At 56.5% G+C, this 15,877-nt stretch carries 14 protein-coding genes; 3 read left to right on the plus strand and 11 right to left on the minus strand.

The genetic code is table 11. The features are described 5' to 3' along the window. Positions 1-3: 3 nt before the first annotated feature. Positions 4-1,023, minus strand: a complete 1,020-nt coding sequence (gene adhP / locus ACQY4Z_RS00940; RefSeq protein WP_428525862.1) for an alcohol dehydrogenase AdhP — start codon at positions 1,021-1,023, stop codon at positions 4-6. 191 nt (positions 1,024-1,214) lie between these two features. Next, complete coding sequence (locus ACQY4Z_RS00945) at positions 1,215-1,406, minus strand: helix-turn-helix domain-containing protein (RefSeq protein WP_209177743.1); 192 nt, start codon at positions 1,404-1,406, stop codon at positions 1,215-1,217. Between the two features lie 261 nt (positions 1,407-1,667). On the opposite strand from ACQY4Z_RS00945, the gene ACQY4Z_RS00950 reads away from it, so the two are divergent. After that, positions 1,668-2,210, plus strand: a complete 543-nt coding sequence (locus tag ACQY4Z_RS00950) for a phosphoribosyl-AMP cyclohydrolase (RefSeq protein ID WP_428525864.1) — start codon at positions 1,668-1,670, stop codon at positions 2,208-2,210. Between the two features lie 374 nt (positions 2,211-2,584). Then, positions 2,585-4,489, plus strand: a complete 1,905-nt coding sequence (locus ACQY4Z_RS00955; RefSeq protein ID WP_428525866.1) for a PhoX family protein — start codon at positions 2,585-2,587, stop codon at positions 4,487-4,489. Between the two features lie 69 nt (positions 4,490-4,558). Here the strand turns inward: ACQY4Z_RS00955 and ACQY4Z_RS00960 are convergent, their stop codons facing one another. After that, complete coding sequence (locus ACQY4Z_RS00960) at positions 4,559-5,254, minus strand: type 1 glutamine amidotransferase domain-containing protein (RefSeq protein ID WP_428525868.1); 696 nt, start codon at positions 5,252-5,254, stop codon at positions 4,559-4,561. Positions 5,255-5,394: 140 nt separating this feature from the next. Here ACQY4Z_RS00960 and ACQY4Z_RS00965 point away from each other — a divergent pair, with 140 nt between their 5' ends. Next, on the plus strand, positions 5,395-6,285 hold the full coding sequence (locus ACQY4Z_RS00965) for a LysR substrate-binding domain-containing protein (RefSeq protein WP_428525870.1): 891 nt from the start codon (positions 5,395-5,397) through the stop codon (positions 6,283-6,285). Between the two features lie 33 nt (positions 6,286-6,318). Here ACQY4Z_RS00965 and lpxB read toward each other — a convergent pair whose 3' ends face one another. The 8 genes from lpxB to ACQY4Z_RS01005 form a co-directional block, all read right to left on the minus strand. After that, positions 6,319-7,512, minus strand: a complete 1,194-nt coding sequence (lpxB, locus tag ACQY4Z_RS00970; RefSeq protein ID WP_428525872.1) for a lipid-A-disaccharide synthase — start codon at positions 7,510-7,512, stop codon at positions 6,319-6,321. Then, the gene (locus ACQY4Z_RS00975; protein WP_428525874.1) at positions 7,509-8,393 is read right to left on the minus strand and encodes an LpxI family protein; all 885 of its coding nucleotides are present in this window, start codon (positions 8,391-8,393) and stop codon (positions 7,509-7,511) included. Before ACQY4Z_RS00975 ends, lpxB begins: the two co-directional genes overlap by 4 nt. A 13-nt stretch (positions 8,394-8,406) precedes the next feature. Then, entirely contained in the window at positions 8,407-9,195 is a 789-nt protein-coding gene (lpxA, locus tag ACQY4Z_RS00980) for an acyl-ACP--UDP-N-acetylglucosamine O-acyltransferase (RefSeq protein WP_428525876.1), read from the minus strand. A 6-nt stretch (positions 9,196-9,201) separates the two neighbouring features. Beyond that, entirely contained in the window at positions 9,202-9,666 is a 465-nt protein-coding gene (fabZ, locus tag ACQY4Z_RS00985; RefSeq protein WP_008192525.1) for a 3-hydroxyacyl-ACP dehydratase FabZ, read from the minus strand. A 66-nt stretch (positions 9,667-9,732) separates the two neighbouring features. Then, positions 9,733-10,770 carry a UDP-3-O-(3-hydroxymyristoyl)glucosamine N-acyltransferase gene (gene lpxD, locus ACQY4Z_RS00990; RefSeq protein WP_428525878.1) on the minus strand — a complete coding sequence of 346 codons (1,038 nt, stop codon included), beginning with the start codon at positions 10,768-10,770 and terminating at the stop codon, positions 9,733-9,735. A 100-nt stretch (positions 10,771-10,870) separates the two neighbouring features. Next, positions 10,871-13,249, minus strand: coding sequence for an outer membrane protein assembly factor BamA (bamA, locus tag ACQY4Z_RS00995; RefSeq protein ID WP_428525880.1), 2,379 nt, complete (start codon positions 13,247-13,249; stop codon positions 10,871-10,873). 173 nt (positions 13,250-13,422) lie between these two features. Further along, positions 13,423-14,559 (minus strand): RIP metalloprotease RseP, encoded by a 1,137-nt coding sequence (gene rseP, locus ACQY4Z_RS01000; RefSeq protein WP_428525882.1) that lies wholly within the window; start codon positions 14,557-14,559, stop codon positions 13,423-13,425. 99 nt (positions 14,560-14,658) lie between these two features. Then, complete coding sequence (locus ACQY4Z_RS01005) at positions 14,659-15,870, minus strand: 1-deoxy-D-xylulose-5-phosphate reductoisomerase (RefSeq protein ID WP_428525884.1); 1,212 nt, start codon at positions 15,868-15,870, stop codon at positions 14,659-14,661. Positions 15,871-15,877: the final 7 nt, after the last annotated feature.

A 15,877-nucleotide genomic window follows, 5' to 3' on the forward strand; every position in this document is an offset into this window, starting at 1 on the left:
CGGTTACAACGTCATCACAATGCGGCCGTCGATTTTGCCCTGCTCCATCCGGCCAAAGATGTCGTTGATGTTGTCGATCGACTCTGTGGCATAATGCGAAGCAACTTTTCCCTCTGCGGCAAATGCCAAGCTCTCCGCGAGATCCGCCCGTGTTCCAACGATCGAGCCTCGGATGGTTTTCCGGTTGAGAACAACGTCAAAGATGTTTAGCGGGAAATCACCGGGCGGCAGACCGACAAGGCTCATGGTCCCGCCGGGAGCCAGCATGCCGACCGCTTGAGAAAAAGCTGAATTCGAGACGGCCGTTACCAAAACGCCGTCCGCGCCGCCCAATCGGGTCAGCTCAGCCACTGGGTCCTGCGTCTTGGCATTGATCGTGACTTCGGCGCCCAAATCGGACGCAAGCTTCAGCTTGTCATCAGCCACGTCCACGGCGATGACATGCAGACCCATTGCCTTGGCGTACTGCACCGCGAGGTGCCCCAATCCACCGACACCGGATATCACGACACTTTTTCCCGGGCGGAGCTCACATTCCTTCAGGCCTTTATAGACAGTGACGCCCGCACACAGGATAGGCGCGGCCGGCGCGAAGTCGACACTGTCCGGAATATGCCCGACATAGACCGGATCAGCCTCGACATATTCGGCAAACCCGCCATTTACGGTGTATCCGGTGTATTGCGGATCGGTCCGGCAAAGGGTTTCCCATCCGGTTATGCATGAGCTGCAGTGGCCGCAAGCATGATGAAGCCAAGGCACTCCAACACGGTCGCCCTCCTTCACAGATGTCACACCGCGTCCGACCTCGGCAACGTAGCCGACACCTTCATGGCCCGGGATGAAAGGCGGTTCAGGCTTGACAGGCCAATCGCCTTTGGCGGCATGGAGATCGGTATGGCACACACCGCTGGCTTCGATCTTGACCACGATGTGGCCTTCTCGAGCGCCCGGTTTTTCGACCTCTCTGATTTCCAGTGGCTTGCCAAATCCCGTGACCACTGCAGCTTTCATTTTGGGCATTGCTTGTCCTCGTGATTTTGAGTGGAAGTTTTTGCGTGCCTTCGGTGCACAAGCTCTCGATGCGTGTGCCTTCGGTTCGCGCGTTTTGTTCGTTCGTATGACTGTTTGCGCCAATTAATCAGCGGGCAATTTTCGGCGTTCGCCGATTAAACAGACTGTGCAGCAGTAACTAAAAGCATGGGCCGACTGACTTATTTCCAACTGGGAGCTCTGGTCGCGTGTTCGTTCACAAAGGCCTCCAGGTCTTTGACCGCCACGCGAAACTCCCGGCCGAGCTTCACGGCCCGCAGTTCCTGTTGATGGATCCAGGTCCGTACCGTTGGTTCTCGCACCTTCAGGAGTTCAGCGATTTCATGCGTTGTCAGAAAAGGTTTGCTCAGCATTTTCAGCTCCGATGTGTGGTCACCGTATCTGCAGGCAGCTCAAGAGCCATTGATCCTCGTCAAACATGCTCAATCATTTCCAAAAGCGCCCAACAGCTATCAATATTGTTTGCGCTTTGGGAAAGAAGGCCGGGTTTAAGGCTGTAAAATGGTCAGCGGCCCGGCTCAAACATTAAATTCTTTTAATTGGTAACGTGATTGTCGACTTCCCATCTCCAGGTTGTCTTTGGATGAACCTGCCATTTCCTGGAGGAGAGAAGTATGTTGAGACCTGCCGCTTTCGCCATTGCTGCCGCGCTCGCAGCGACCGCCGTGTCCGCCACCGCGGCGACACAGTCTTCTGCTGAACTGACGGAGAAGGAGGTCACTGCCCTGAAAACCGCCTGGGGCGAAGGCATCGTCAACATCGGTAAGGTGCATACGGACGGTGGAGACTATAGAGCGGCGGCAACAAACCATATCGAGCAGTTTTATGCTTACGGCGACCGCCCTGTCCTTTTCAAGCCAACGCTCGCCAGTGAAGATCAGTTCCGGGGAGACTTTGATGCGGCCCTCTCCTACTTTGTGGGCGGCGATATCTCCGAGGACAATGGCTTTGCGATCGCGCCTTATACCAATGTCCGCTGGGAACCGGAGGGCATGGTGATCAGCGGCGAAACCGCCATGACCATGGGCAACTACTACTTCATGACCACTGACGGCACAGAAGTGAAGGTTGAATACACCTTTGGTGTTGAGCGGATGGAAGATGGCGATCTGAAGATCGTGCTGCACCACTCATCTGTTCCTTTTTCGCCAAGCTGAGAGCTTCAAAGGACCCTGCAACTCTTTGGGAGGCGTTGGCAGTACGCCAAAACCTCCCAACGTGTTTTCCAACCCATGCCTCCCACTGTTCGGCTTGATCAAGATCCGCTCAAACGGGGCTGCCCTGCCGGAACAAACCCGGACAAATTTCATATCTTTTGGAATGAATGGTGGCGGGAAGCGTCATCCATTTGAAATCTAAATTTGCATAGATCTGATGGGTACGGGCGTTTCAATCGAAGGGATGAAACGGTCGTTCAGATCATCGCTTTGACAGCTAAATAGTTGCAGCTATAGTCAATGCGACCCTGGCGGGTGCCAACCAAAATTCTTAGCCAAGACCGAGAACGGTCGCTAGCCTGGAGGAGCCTTCAATGGCCAACATCGACACCAAAGATTTGTCGTTCGATGAATTTGACGAGGTCGTAAATCCCCGTCCGGAAGAGAATGATTTTGACAGGATCGTTGAATCGGCCCTTAGCCGACGCGGCTTTCTGGGCGGCGTTTTGGCATTTGGCAGCTTTACCGCCCTTGGCACGAGCCTGGTACCGACCGGTGCAAAGGCGGCGAACGGCCGCTTTGCCTTTACCCAGATCCCGACCTCGACAGCGGATGCAGTGATTGTCCCGGAAGGTTACAAGTCGGAAATCCTGGTGCAGTGGGGCGATCCATTGTGGTCCGATGTTCCCGAGTTTGATGATGCGACCCGCGGCACGGCGGATAGCCAGGCCCGCGCGTTCGGCGACAACACCGACGGCATGGACGTGTTCTCCCATGACGGCAAAACGCTCCTCGTCGTCAACAACGAATACACCAACCGCGACATCATCGCGCTGAGTGCCGAAGACAAACGCATCATGGCCGAAGACGACATTGCCAAGGGCATGATGGCCCACGGCATTTCCGTTGTCGAAATCGCCAATGACGGTGTTGCCTGGAAAATCGTCAAGGACAGCCCGTACAACCGCCGGATCACGCCGCAAAGCGAGATGGAGCTGACCGGACCGGCCGCCGGCCATGACTTGATGAAGACCGAAGCTGATCCAACCGGCACCAAGTCACTCGGCACCTGGAACAACTGCGGCAATGGCGTCACCCCATGGGGCACATACCTGACCTGTGAAGAGAATTTCAATGGATACTTCTCTTCGTCAGAAGAGGTTCAGGACCAGAAGCCGGTAAGCATCAGCCAGGAGCTGTCCCGCTACGGTATCAACAACAAAGACTGGGGGTACAATTGGGCGGTGATTGACGAACGCTTCGACGTCAACAAACACCCGAACGAGCCGAACCGCGCCGGCTATGTTGTCGAAATCGATCCAACCGACCCGACCTCTACACCGAAAAAGCGCACTGCCCTTGGCCGTTTCAAACACGAAAACGCCGAAGCCGTGGTCAACAACGACGGTCGCATAGTCGTTTATATGGGAGATGATGAGCGCGGTGAATTCGTCTACCGCTACGTTTCCAACGGTGTCTACGCACCGGGTGCTCCGACCGACGCACTGTTGGACGACGGCATTCTTTATGTTGCGAAGTTCAGCGACAACGGCACCGGCGCATGGGTCGCCCTGACGCCAGAAACAACCGGGATGGATCAGGCTGAAATCCACATCCATACCCGCCAGGCAGGCTCCAAAGTCGGCGCGACCACCATGGATCGTCCGGAATGGATCTCCGCCAATCCGAAGGCTCCGGAAATCTACTGCTGCCTGACCAACAACAAGAACCGTGGCGTCAAGCCGAATGCCGGCGGCGACGACACATCCGTCAACGGTCCGAACCCGCGCGAGAAGAACAACTACGGGCAGATCGTGCGCTGGCGTCCGGACGGCGGCGACCATACGGCTCCAGGTTTCACCTGGGATCTTTATGTTCTTGCGGGCAACCCGGCCGTTCATTCCGATGCCTATGCCGGCTCAGCGAACATCAACGAAGAGAACATGTTCAACTCGCCGGACGGGCTGGCTTTCGACTCCAACGGCCTAGTCTGGATCCAAACGGACGGCAACTACAAGAACGAAGGCGACTTCGCCGGTCATGGCAACAATCAGATGCTTGCCGGTGACCCGGTTACCGGTGAAATCCGCCGCTTCATGGTTGGTCCGAACGAGTGTGAAATCACCGGTCTGACCTGGAGCCCGGATCGCCGGACCATGTTTGTCGGCATCCAGCACCCGGGCGAGCGCGGCAACAGCCACTGGCCAGCTGGGGGCACGTCTGTTCCGCGCTCCGCGATCATAGCAGTGACACGGGAAGATGGCGGCGTCGTCGGCTAACGCTGTTTCCCTAAAGCAAAACAAAAGGGCGCCAAGCGGCGCCCTTTTTCATTTCGGTCTTGTGTGTGCTTATCCGAGCTGGGCGAGCACTTTTTCTGCAACAGCCTCAGAACTTGCCGGGTTTTGACCGGTGATCAAATTGCCGTCTTCAACCGCAAACGAAGACCAGCTGGCCACACTTTCATATACGCCCCCCTTTGCCTTCAACTCATCTTCGAGAAGGAATGGAACCACATTAGTCAGGCCAACGGCGTCTTCCTCGGCATTCGTGAACCCGGCAACCTTTCGGCCCTGTACGAGTGGCGCACCGTCTGGTGTCCTGGCGTTCAGAAGCACAGCCGGTGCGTGACAGACCGCGCCAACCGGTTTGCCGTCGTTGAAGAAGATCTCGATCAGGCCGATGGACGTCGTGTCATTGGTGAGATCCCACAAGGGGCCATGACCGCCCGGATAGAAGATCGCGTCATAGTCCGCTGGGTTTACGTCATCCAGTTTCAGGGTGTTTGCCAAGGCCTTCTGGCTTTCCGGATCGGCATCAAACCGGCGTGTCGCGTCTGTCGCCGCAGACGGATCGGAACTCTTTGGATCGATCGGCGGCTGGCCACCTTTTGGCGAAGCTAGCGTGATACTCGCGCCTGCATCCTTGAAGGCATAATAGGGGGCGGCAAATTCTTCGACCCAGAAGCCGGTTTTCTGACCGGTGTCGCCAAGATCTTCATGGCTGGTCAGAACAATCAGGATTTTTTTGTCTGATACCTGCGGCATTAAAATTCTCCCTTGTCAAAAATGGACGGACAATCTGTCCGGCTTGACCTTGATTTAATTCGTTCACCCAGTAATACCAATGGCAAAATAATTGGCCTTAGCGTCACAATTTTTGATACATTCTTGGAGGCATGGGTCGAATGGAAGCGTCAATCGAACACCTCAAGAGCCTAATGGTTTTTGCGCAGGTGGCAGACAGCGGGTCGTTCAGCGCTGCCGGTCGGCATCTCGGCCTCACCCGCGCCGTTGTCAGCTATCACGTGAACAAACTGGAAGACGCCTACGGGCTCAGTCTTTTTCACCGGGCACAACGAAGTCTGAAGATCACCGAAGCCGGAGCGAAGCTGCTCGGCCATTGCCGGATCATCATGGATGAGACCGTGGCCGCTCAGCGAGCCATTGAGCGCTACAAGCAGGAGCCGGAGGGCGTTTTGCGAATTTCTTGCCCTGTGAGCGTTGGCCTTAATCACATGGTTCCGGTTCTCGGCGACTTTCACAAACTCTATCCGAAGATCAAGCTCAATGTCAGTTTCTCAGACACGGTTGTCGACATTCTGGAAGAGGGCTTTGATCTTGCAATTCGCGGCGCCCCCCTGCCCGATTCAGACCTGAAGGCCACACGCCTTGCAACGATCACGACCTGCCTGTGTGCGGCCCCCAGCTATTTTCTAGCCCGGTCCCGGCCCAAAACCATCGATGATCTGAGTGACCATCAATGGGTGCTGCACATGAACAAGCAGAAGGTGGAGATTCTCATCCCCGGCGGCGCCTCGAAAGTCTTCGAACCGGAGGGAAGCATCACCACCAACAATGCCGTTGCCCGGACAGCCTTTGTGGAGGCAGGCCACGGCATCGGACGCATCCCGCGCTATGATGCCGATCCGAAAATCCGGGCAGGCCTCTTGGAGGAGGTTCTTCCGGGAACACGGCTGCCGGAAATCGCCATCTATGGCGTCTTTCCGCCGGGGGCTGCCATGTCCAGCAATCTCCGCCTCCTGCTCGATTTCACAAAGCAGGCGTTTCAAAAATGATTACGACTGTAGTAATTTCAGACAGGTCAGCGGCTAAGAGACTTTCAAACACCGGATCACGACGTCCGCTGCGGCCGCGCTTTGGCTGTATCCATGCGGCAAACGCATGACGTCATCAAGGCGGCTGAGTTCGGCGACCTGTGTTGCCCGTTCAGGACTGTCGGTGAGATATCTCGTCAGAAGAGGTGCAAGCACATCCGGCTGAACCTCATCATCAAGAAATTCGGGAATCGCCTTTGTCCCCAGGATGATGTTTGGGAGTACAAAAGAGTCGACGCTGGCGAATTTGAAGATCTTGTTAAGGTCATTGAGCCTGCGGAAGAACCAATCGACCTTGTAAGCTACGACCATCGGCACACCGGCAAGCGCCAGCTCCAGAGACACAGTACCGGATGCTGCTAACGCCGCATGTGCGCTCCGGAAAGCCGCCCGTTTTGCGTCAAGGCCGGTTACGATTTCCGGCTGGACCTGCCAGTTGAAAACACCCTCCCGAATCCGGTTTTCCAGATGGGCCACTGCAGGCAAGACCACCCTCACCTCCGGCATATCCGCCTTCACCCGCGCGACCGTCTCGCCAAAAACGTCGAGAAGCCGGGTGATTTCGCTTCCCCGGCTGCCCGGCAACACCAACAGGACTTTCTCGTCAGCCTCCAGCGGTGCGCGTTCCCCTTCAGACGGGCGCAAGAGATCGGCGTTCTCACTGAGCGGGTGGCCGACATAATGGGTGCGCGGACCGCCGAGCTTTTTGTGAACGCCCGGTTCGAACGGAAGAAGCGCCAGCAACTCGTCGACATAGACGCTCATTTTTTTTGCCCGACCCGGCCGCCAGGCCCAAACCGACGGCGACACATAGCCAACCACAGGAATGTGCGGCGCCCGTTTGCGCACGCGTTTTGCTACGTTGTGGGTGAAGTCCGGACTGTCGATGATGACCAGTACATCCGGCTTGGCAGCGATGGCAGCGTCGACGGTCTGATAGACGCGCTTCACGATCAAGGGCAAGCGCGCCAGCACCGCAGACAGTCCCATGACCGAGACATCGGACATGTTAAAAAAGCTGGTGAGCCCAAGAGCGGTCATGCGCTCACCGCCGACACCACAATACCGCACGCCGGGACCGAGTTTTTCGTTCAGCGCCTTGATCAGTTCCGAGCCGAGTTGGTCGCCAGATTCCTCACCGGCAATTATGCAAACGGTGGGCATGGCGTTGGCCTCAGGCGTCGTCATTCGGCTGGACCTTGAGACAAGGCAGACTGGTCAATGCCGATGACAAACAGACCTGCCCTGTCGGCCTGCGCCAGTGTTTCCTCCCGATCGGAAATCAAGGCGCCGCCGGCTTCAATCGCAATGCCTGCCAGCCCCGCGGCTTCGGCCCGTTCAATCGTCCGCGGCCCGATGGTGGGCAGATCAACCCGCAGATCCTGATTGGGTTTGGCGGTCTTTACCAGAACACCGGTCTTGTTCTTTGCCCGGATCCGACCGCTGCCGCGCAAATCTGCGCAGCGTTCGAGCATCGCGTCGGTGCCTTCCGCGCCTTCCAACGCGACGACCCGGCCGCCAATGGCCACAGCCGCCTGTCCAATATCGAGTTCACCCAGTTTTTGGGTCGCGGTCAAAGCAAGCTGAATATCGTGCCAATCGGTGTCGCGCGGCTGCGTATTTCCCAAAACGCCGCTGGCTGCGAGAAGCCCGGGTGCAACGTCCTTGATCCCCACCACGCGAAATCCCTCTACCTCGAAAAGACCAATAACCTTGGTCAGCAGACTGTCATCACCGCCGGCAAGCGCGCGGATAATGGATGGCAAACGACGGAGCGTGCCCAGATCACCCAGAATGGAGGCAAAGTCCGGTCGTTTGGACACACCGCCGATCAAAAGCACTTCGCGGCATCCACTCTTGTTCAAAAATGCATAGAGCCGGCCAATTTCTCCCCAGCCGAGCTCGGTAGAGGCGAGCGACCGTGTTGCCGCATCGGCCTCCCCGCGGATGGCGACAACCTTGCACTCCCGGCCTGCAGCCGCCAGGGCTTTGGCGACCTGCAATGGTATTCGGCCATTGCCGGCAATCAATGCGACCGGAGCATGGGAGGCGGTTTCGGCCACTGTCATGTCCAATACCCGCTTAAGCAGGGGTACAAAAGCGCCGGTCTTCCTCTACAAGGATAAAGTCGGTCACTTTCTTTACAAGCGGCTGATCATGAGTGGTCTCTGCAATCGCCTCGGCACGCGTACGCAAGGTGCCTTCATTGCTTTCAAAAAGCTCCTTGTAGGCCGCGCGTAAAGCGTGGATTTGCTCACGCGGGAAATTGGCGCGTTTCAATCCAATCAGATTCAGTCCACCAAGGCTCGCCCGGTTGCCGGTCACCATGCCGAACGGGATAAGGTCGTTCTCAAGGCCGGCCATACCGCCAACAAAGGCATTGTCGCCAATCCGTGTGAACTGAATAACAGCGGACCCGCCGCCGAAAATCACATTGCTGCCGACGGTTACGTGACCTGCGATCATTACGTTGTTGGACAAGATGACCCTGTCCCCAAGGTGACTGTCATGTCCGACATGGGAATTTGCAAGAAACGCACAATTGTTGCCGATTGTCGTGCTCAGTCCGCCGCCCTCGGTGCCCGGATTGATCGTTACGCCTTCGCGGATGATGCAGCCTTCGCCAATCGTCAGAGTTGCGGCCTCGCCACGGAACTTCAGATCCTGTGCCTGATGGCCAACCGATGCGAACGGGAAGATGGCAGTGCCAGCTCCAATGGTCGTGTCACCGGACAATGCAACATGAGACTTCAGCTCAACGTTGTCGCCAAGTGTCACTTGAGACCCAATGACACAATAAGGGCCAATGCGCACGCCGGCGCCGATTTTTGCGCCGTCTTCAATGATCGCTGTTGGATGGATATCAGCCATAATTCCTCACGCGTCTACCAGCATCGCGCTGACCTCGGCTTCGGCGACTTTTGCGCCGTCAACCATGGCAACCGCATCGAACTTCCAGATGTTGGCACGTTGCTTGATTTTCTTGACGTGAAAATGGACCTGATCGCCCGGCTCCACAGGTTTGCGGAACTTGGCCCTATCGATGGTCATGAAATAGACCAGTTGCGGCGGGGCATCGGCACCGCGCGCATGAACACACAAGGCGCCTGCCGTTTGCGCCATGGCTTCGATCAACAGTACACCCGGGAAAATTGGCCGTTCCGGGAAGTGGCCCTGAAACTGCGGTTCGTTGATGGTGACGTTCTTAATGCCGATGCAGCTGTTGTCGCCGTCCATCTCGATGATCCGGTCAATCAGCAAAAACGGATACCGGTGCGGCAACAGCTTCATGACTTTCATGATGTCCGCTGTTGCGAGCGTTGTTTTTTCTGTTTCGTCCATTCTTCGCCCCTTGGCGGAGATCCGCCAAAACTCTTCAAGTAATTGGATGTGTGAACTGCTGTCCGTTTACGATTTGCCGCCGCGTTCTGCAAGTTTTCTGACTGCAGCAACTTCGCGGAACCATTGTTTCACAGGTTTTGCGGGCGTTCCGCCGTAGCGCCCGCCGGCTTCCAAGCTTTCGCTGACAACGCTGACCGCCGCAACCTGAGCACCCATGCCAATGGTGACATGCCCGCCCACACCGCTCTGTCCGCCAATCGCCACATAATCTTCAAGCGTTGCGCTGCCGGAGATGCCGACCTGGGAGACAATGACACAATGACGGCCAATGACGACATTGTGGCCAATCTGGACCTGGTTATCGATCTTCGTGCCTTCACCAATCACGGTGTCGCGGTTGGCCCCGCGGTCAATGGTGGTGTTGGCCCCAATCTCAACGTCATCCTGTATGACGACCCGCCCGACTTGCGGCACTTTCAAGTGTCCGCCCGGTCCCATGGCGTAGCCAAATCCATCTTGCCCGCAGCACACACCCGGATGAAGATAAACACGATTGCCCAAGATTGAATGCTGGACGGAGCAATTGGCGCCAATGACACTATCACGGCCGATACGCACGCCTGCCCCGATCACCGCATTGCTGCGAATGACAGTCCCTGCACCAATTTCTGCGCCTGCCCCGATAACCGCCCCAGGTTCAACGCACACACCGTCTTCAAGACTTGCAGTCCCATCTACCGATGCGCGCTCAGATACGCCTTCAACACCATGATCACGCGGAACCATCGCCTCGGGAAAGAGATGAGCCAGCACTTTAGCCCAAGACCGGTAGGCGTCCTTACAAACAAGCGCGGCAACGCTTGCGGGAACCTTGTCCTTGTGGCGTGTGCTGACCAGGCAGCCGGCTGCAGCAGTGGTGGTCAGCGCGTCGAGGTAGGCTGTATTGTCGAAAAACACCAGCATGCCCGGACCGGCGTCTTCAAGCGGAGCAACTCCGGTGATTTCGGTTTCCGGTGCGCCGTTCACCAGTTCGGCCTCTGCCCAACCGGCGATATCGCCGAGGCGTATACCTTCTGGAAAGTGAAAGAATTTCGGCTCGGACATCGGCATATCCTCTTTTGAACACCTGCGGTCCGGTTTGACCGTAACAAAAACGGCCGCCGTTTGATGCGGCGGCCGTCGGTTTTCGGGTAGAAACCGCTTCTTAGAAGGTGGTGCCACCACTCAGGCGGAACACCTGGGTGCGGTCAGAATCTTCTTTCAGGAGCGGGTAAGCAAAGTCTGCCTTGAGCGGCCCGAATGGCGACTGCCACCGGATACCGAAGCCGACTGAAGCCCGCAGGTCAAATCCATTGGACAGGATCCGGCCACCGCCCGCCTCAACAATATCAACAAGCTCGTCGTCGGCATCCCACAGCGAGCCGGCATCCGCGAACAGTGCACCGCCAAGGCCCAGCTCCTTCGGAATACCCGGAATCGGGAACTGTGCTTCGGTTGTCGCCGCAAAGTACCAACGACCGCCGATCGCGTCATCAGACGTCGCATCACGCGGCCCGATACCCCGGTTTTCGAAACCGCGGATCAGGTTGCCACCGAGCATGAACTGCTCAGACACCCGAAGACGTTCATTGATACCGAAGATATTACCACCGCGGAATTGGACGCTGCCGACGAGGCCGTAGTCAGCGAGGATTTCCTTGTAGGCACGCGCCTGGATTTCACTCTTGATGTACTGGCTGTCGCCACCAACACCGGCAAACTCTTGCCTGAAGGAGGCGTAGATGCCGTCCGTCGGGTTCAGGTTGCGGTCAAGTGTGTTGTAGCGCAGCTCATAACCAACCAGCGAGGTCAAATATGTTCCGAGGGAGTCACAGACGGCCAACGAGAGATTCGCAGTGCTACAGTTATTGATCCCGGTCGAACCATATTTGCCGTCAGTGTTCTTCTCTTCGTAGATTGCATAGAACAGACGAAGCGTTGTCTCATCTTCGCGCAGCGGCAGGGTAAAGCCGAAGCCACCGCCGGTCCGCTCTTCATCAAAAGACCGGTAGCTGTTGGCATCATTCACCTGACGGTAGACATCGAGGTCCAGCGCGACCCGGCGTCCCATGAAGAACGGTTCGATGAAGCGGAACTCGTAGGTCTGGGTATCGGAACCACCGCCAACACCGATTTTAACGTACTGGCCACGGCCGAGGAAGTTGCGCTCGGTCAGGGAGATGTCACCGACCACACCGTCGGTCGTGGAGTAACCGATACCGAAGGAGATTTCACCGGTCGGCTTTTCTTCAACCTGCACGTTCACAATCACGCGATCCGGAGCACTGCCCTGCTGTGTCGTGATGGAAACACGCTCAAAGAAGTTCAAATTCCGCAAACGGCGCTCGGCTTTGTCGATCAAGGCGCGGTTGAACGCATCGCCTTCAGCAACATCAAACTCGCGACGGATGACATATTCACGGGTCCGGTCGTTGCCGATGATGTTGATGCGCTCAACATAGGCCCGCGGACCTTCTTCGATGTAGTAAATCAGATCGATCGTGTTGTTTTCATAGTTCCGAGAACCACGGGGACGAACACGGGCAAACGCATACCCTTCCTCAGAAACACGAAGCGTAATGTCTTCAACAGACTGCTCGACGCGCAGCGCGTTGAATGTCCGGCCGCTGCGGGTCCGCACGAGCCTGCGCAGATCTTCAGGGTCGACTTCGGCGATCGTGGAAACCACCTCAACGTTGCCGACGTCGTAGCGGTCACCCTCATCCACTGTGAAGGTCACGTAAAAGATATTGTTCTCGCGGTCGAGATCAGCACTTACAGAGACGATACGGAAATCCGCATAGCCTTTGTTGTTGTAGTATTGGCGCAACAGCTCTTCGTCTGCAGCCAGACGATCCGGATCGTAGGTATCGGTGCTGCGCAACCAGCTGAGCAAACCACTCTCACGGGTGCGGATCACATCGCGAAGACGACCATCACTGAAGGAGTTGTTACCGATGAAGCTGATGCGCTCCACGCCAGTCTTCGCACCTTCATTGATTTCAAAGACCAGATCGACCCGGTTCTGACCGCGGTCAATGATTTTCGGCTCAACGGCGGCGCCATAGCGTCCGCTTCGGCGGTAAGCTTCCAGGATACTCTGGACATCGGACTGAACTTTTGCGCGAGAGAGCATGGACCGCGATTGGGAACGAACGGCTGTAGCAAGCGCATCGTCCTTAATTTTGCGGTTCCCCTCAAATGAGACCCGGGTGATCATCGGGTTCTCGGTCACGGTCACGACAACGGTGCTGCCGCGCGGGGTGATTTCTACCGTGGCAAACAAACCGGTTGCATACAGCGCCTTTAGGGACTCATCGACATCAGCCGCGCCATAGGAACGGCCGGGAACGATGGTCATGTAGCTGATGACCGTATCTTCCTCGATCCGGCTCGTGCCGCGAACTTCAATGTTGCGCGCGACAGCGGCTTCCGCCTGCGTTGCCCCCGCGAACGGCCCAAAGTTGTCCGGCACAAACGACCCGGCTGAGAGAACCGCGGTCGCCAAAATTGCGGCTCTCAAGTGTTTCTGCAATCGCTGCATCAGTGCGCTATGCCTTTATTTTTTAAAACCCCGTTTCGAGATTCTTCCGATCACCCCCGGAGAATCCCAAAAATCGATCCATGTTTTATAGGATTTTACCGATAACGCAACAGGAGTTGGCCGCCGAAATCGATTTAGTCAGAGGACGTTGCGTCAATGTCACGGCTCCGCGCTCAAAGGCTCATTAATCGCCAGATATCGTTCCATGTTGCGAAGACCATCAGCATTAAGACGAGGCCCAAACCGATGCGGAATCCGACTTCCTGCACCTTTTCATTGAGTGGTTTTCCACGGATCGCTTCTGCTGCGTAGAACACCAGATGGCCACCGTCGAGAATCGGGATTGGAAGCAGGTTGATGAAACCGATCGACACAGATAGGAAACCAGCGAGACTGATAAGCTCTATCAGGCCGAACTGAGCGACCGTTCCGGACACCTGCGCAATTTGTATCGGCCCACCCAATTGTTTTGCCGACTGCTCCCCGGCAAAGATCTCGCCGATGAAATTCACGGTATCGTAGATGATCTTGTAGGTCCGCAGCACACCTTCCCAAAGCGCGCCGCCAACACCGAGCTGCTTCAAGATACGGGTATTTTCGTCACTTGCGATTGCCACGCCAATGCGCGGCTCCCGGTACTCTACACCGAACTGATTGACGTCGGTGACGTAAACGGGCACCACTGTCGCTGTGAGCTCAGCCCCGTCCCGCTCAATCCCGAGGACCAGCGGCTGGTCCGGATTATGGCGCACTGTCCATTTCAAATCTTCAAAATAAGACAATGGCTTGTCATTGATCGACAGGATTCGGTCACCTGTCTGAAGGCCGGCTGTTTCGGCAGCGGAACCCTCGATAACCGTGGAGACGACCGGCAAAAGCTGCGGCTTTCCGTAGGCCATGAAGATCCCGGCAAAAATGATGACCGCCAGGATAAAATTGGCGATCGGACCGGCAGCCACGATCGCTGCACGCTGCCACACGGGTTTTGCGATGAAAGCTGTTCTGCGCTCTTCCTCACTCATGCTGGCAATGTATTCCCGGTCCGGAACACTCGCGGCATTCTCGTCACCGGCAAATTTCACATAGCCGCCAAGGGGAATAAGCGACACTTTCCAGCGCGTGCCGTGTTTGTCATACCATCCAAACAATTCCCGCCCAAAACCAACGGAAAAAGCATCCACCTTCACATTGCACCACCGCGCAACGGCAAAGTGGCCGAGCTCATGAAAGAAGACGACGATCGTCAGAACAAACAGGAACGGCACCATATAGCCGATCAGAAGGTCGTAGGCAGAGCCAAATATTTCCATGAGATTTCCGATTGTTCCCGAACAGTCCTTAAGTGCTACCTTAATAGCAATGGAATTACGGCACGTTAATGATCCAGCATTCGTTTCGCACCGGATAAATTAGGCGGCGCGGCTTGAAATCCAATGCCCTGTCCAAACACGAGCTTCCTGATCCAGCGCCAAAACATCTTCCACCGTCGCAGCTGGTGTAAGCTTTCCTTTGGCAGAAAACGCCGATAGCGCCTCTTCGACGGCTGCCGGGATGTCCATAAACCCGATCGCGCCTTTCAGAAAGGCCGCAACAGCTGTTTCGTCGGCAGCATTTAGAACCGCTGGCGCTGTACCACCCGACCGGAGCGCCTCCAGCGCGATCCGCAGTGCCGGGAACCGCTTCATGTCCGGTGCCTCAAACGTGAGCGATCCAAGTTTCGCTAAATCCAGGCGCTCGACCGGTGCTTTCATCCGGCGCGGATAGGCCATGCAATGCGCAATCGGTGTGCGCATATCGGGACTGCCGAGCTGCGCAAGAAGCGATCCGTCGCGGTATTGGACAAGCCCATGAACCGCAGATTGCGGATGGACAAGAACATCCAACTGATCAGCACTCACCGGAAAAAGGTGATGAGCCTCAATAACTTCAAGACCCTTGTTCATCATCGTGGCGCTGTCGATGGAGATCCGCGCGCCCATATCCCAATTCGGGTGTTTGAGTGCTTGCTGTGGTGTCACCCGCACCATATCTTCAAACGCCATCGTTCGGAACGGGCCGCCAGACGCGGTCAGGATGACCTTTTCTATGCTGTCCGGGTGAGAGGCCTCAAAGACCTGGAATATTGCGTTGTGCTCACTGTCGACCGGCAGGATTTCGGCGCCCTCTGCCGCAATCCTGCCCATGAACAGGTCCCCTGCGCACACCAGGCACTCCTTGTTGGCCAGCGCAATTCGCCGCCCGGGCTTAATAGCTGCCATGGTTGGCAAAAGACCGGCGGCACCCACAATTGCCCCGATGACAAGATCTGTATCCCGGTCTACCGCCTCAAGCACAGCTTGAACACCGGACGCGCTCTCGATCCCGCTTCCAGAAAGCCGGTTTTTCAGATCCTCATAATTGCCTGGATCGCACAAAACAGCGGATTTGGCCTTCAAACGGAGCGCCATCTCCGCCAAGGCGTCAGCGCTTGAATTGGCAACCAAGGCAACAACTTCAAAACGGTCGGGATTACGTGCAATCAAATCTGCGACGCTCTGACCGATTGATCCGGTCGCACCAAGAACTGTAACGCGAACCAATTTTGCCGGATAGTCTTGCTCTTGTTCCGCCGTCAACGGCACTCTCCCA

It is taken from the genome of Roseibium sp. (assembly GCF_965276855.1).
Taxonomy (GTDB): domain Bacteria; phylum Pseudomonadota; class Alphaproteobacteria; order Rhizobiales; family Stappiaceae; genus Roseibium.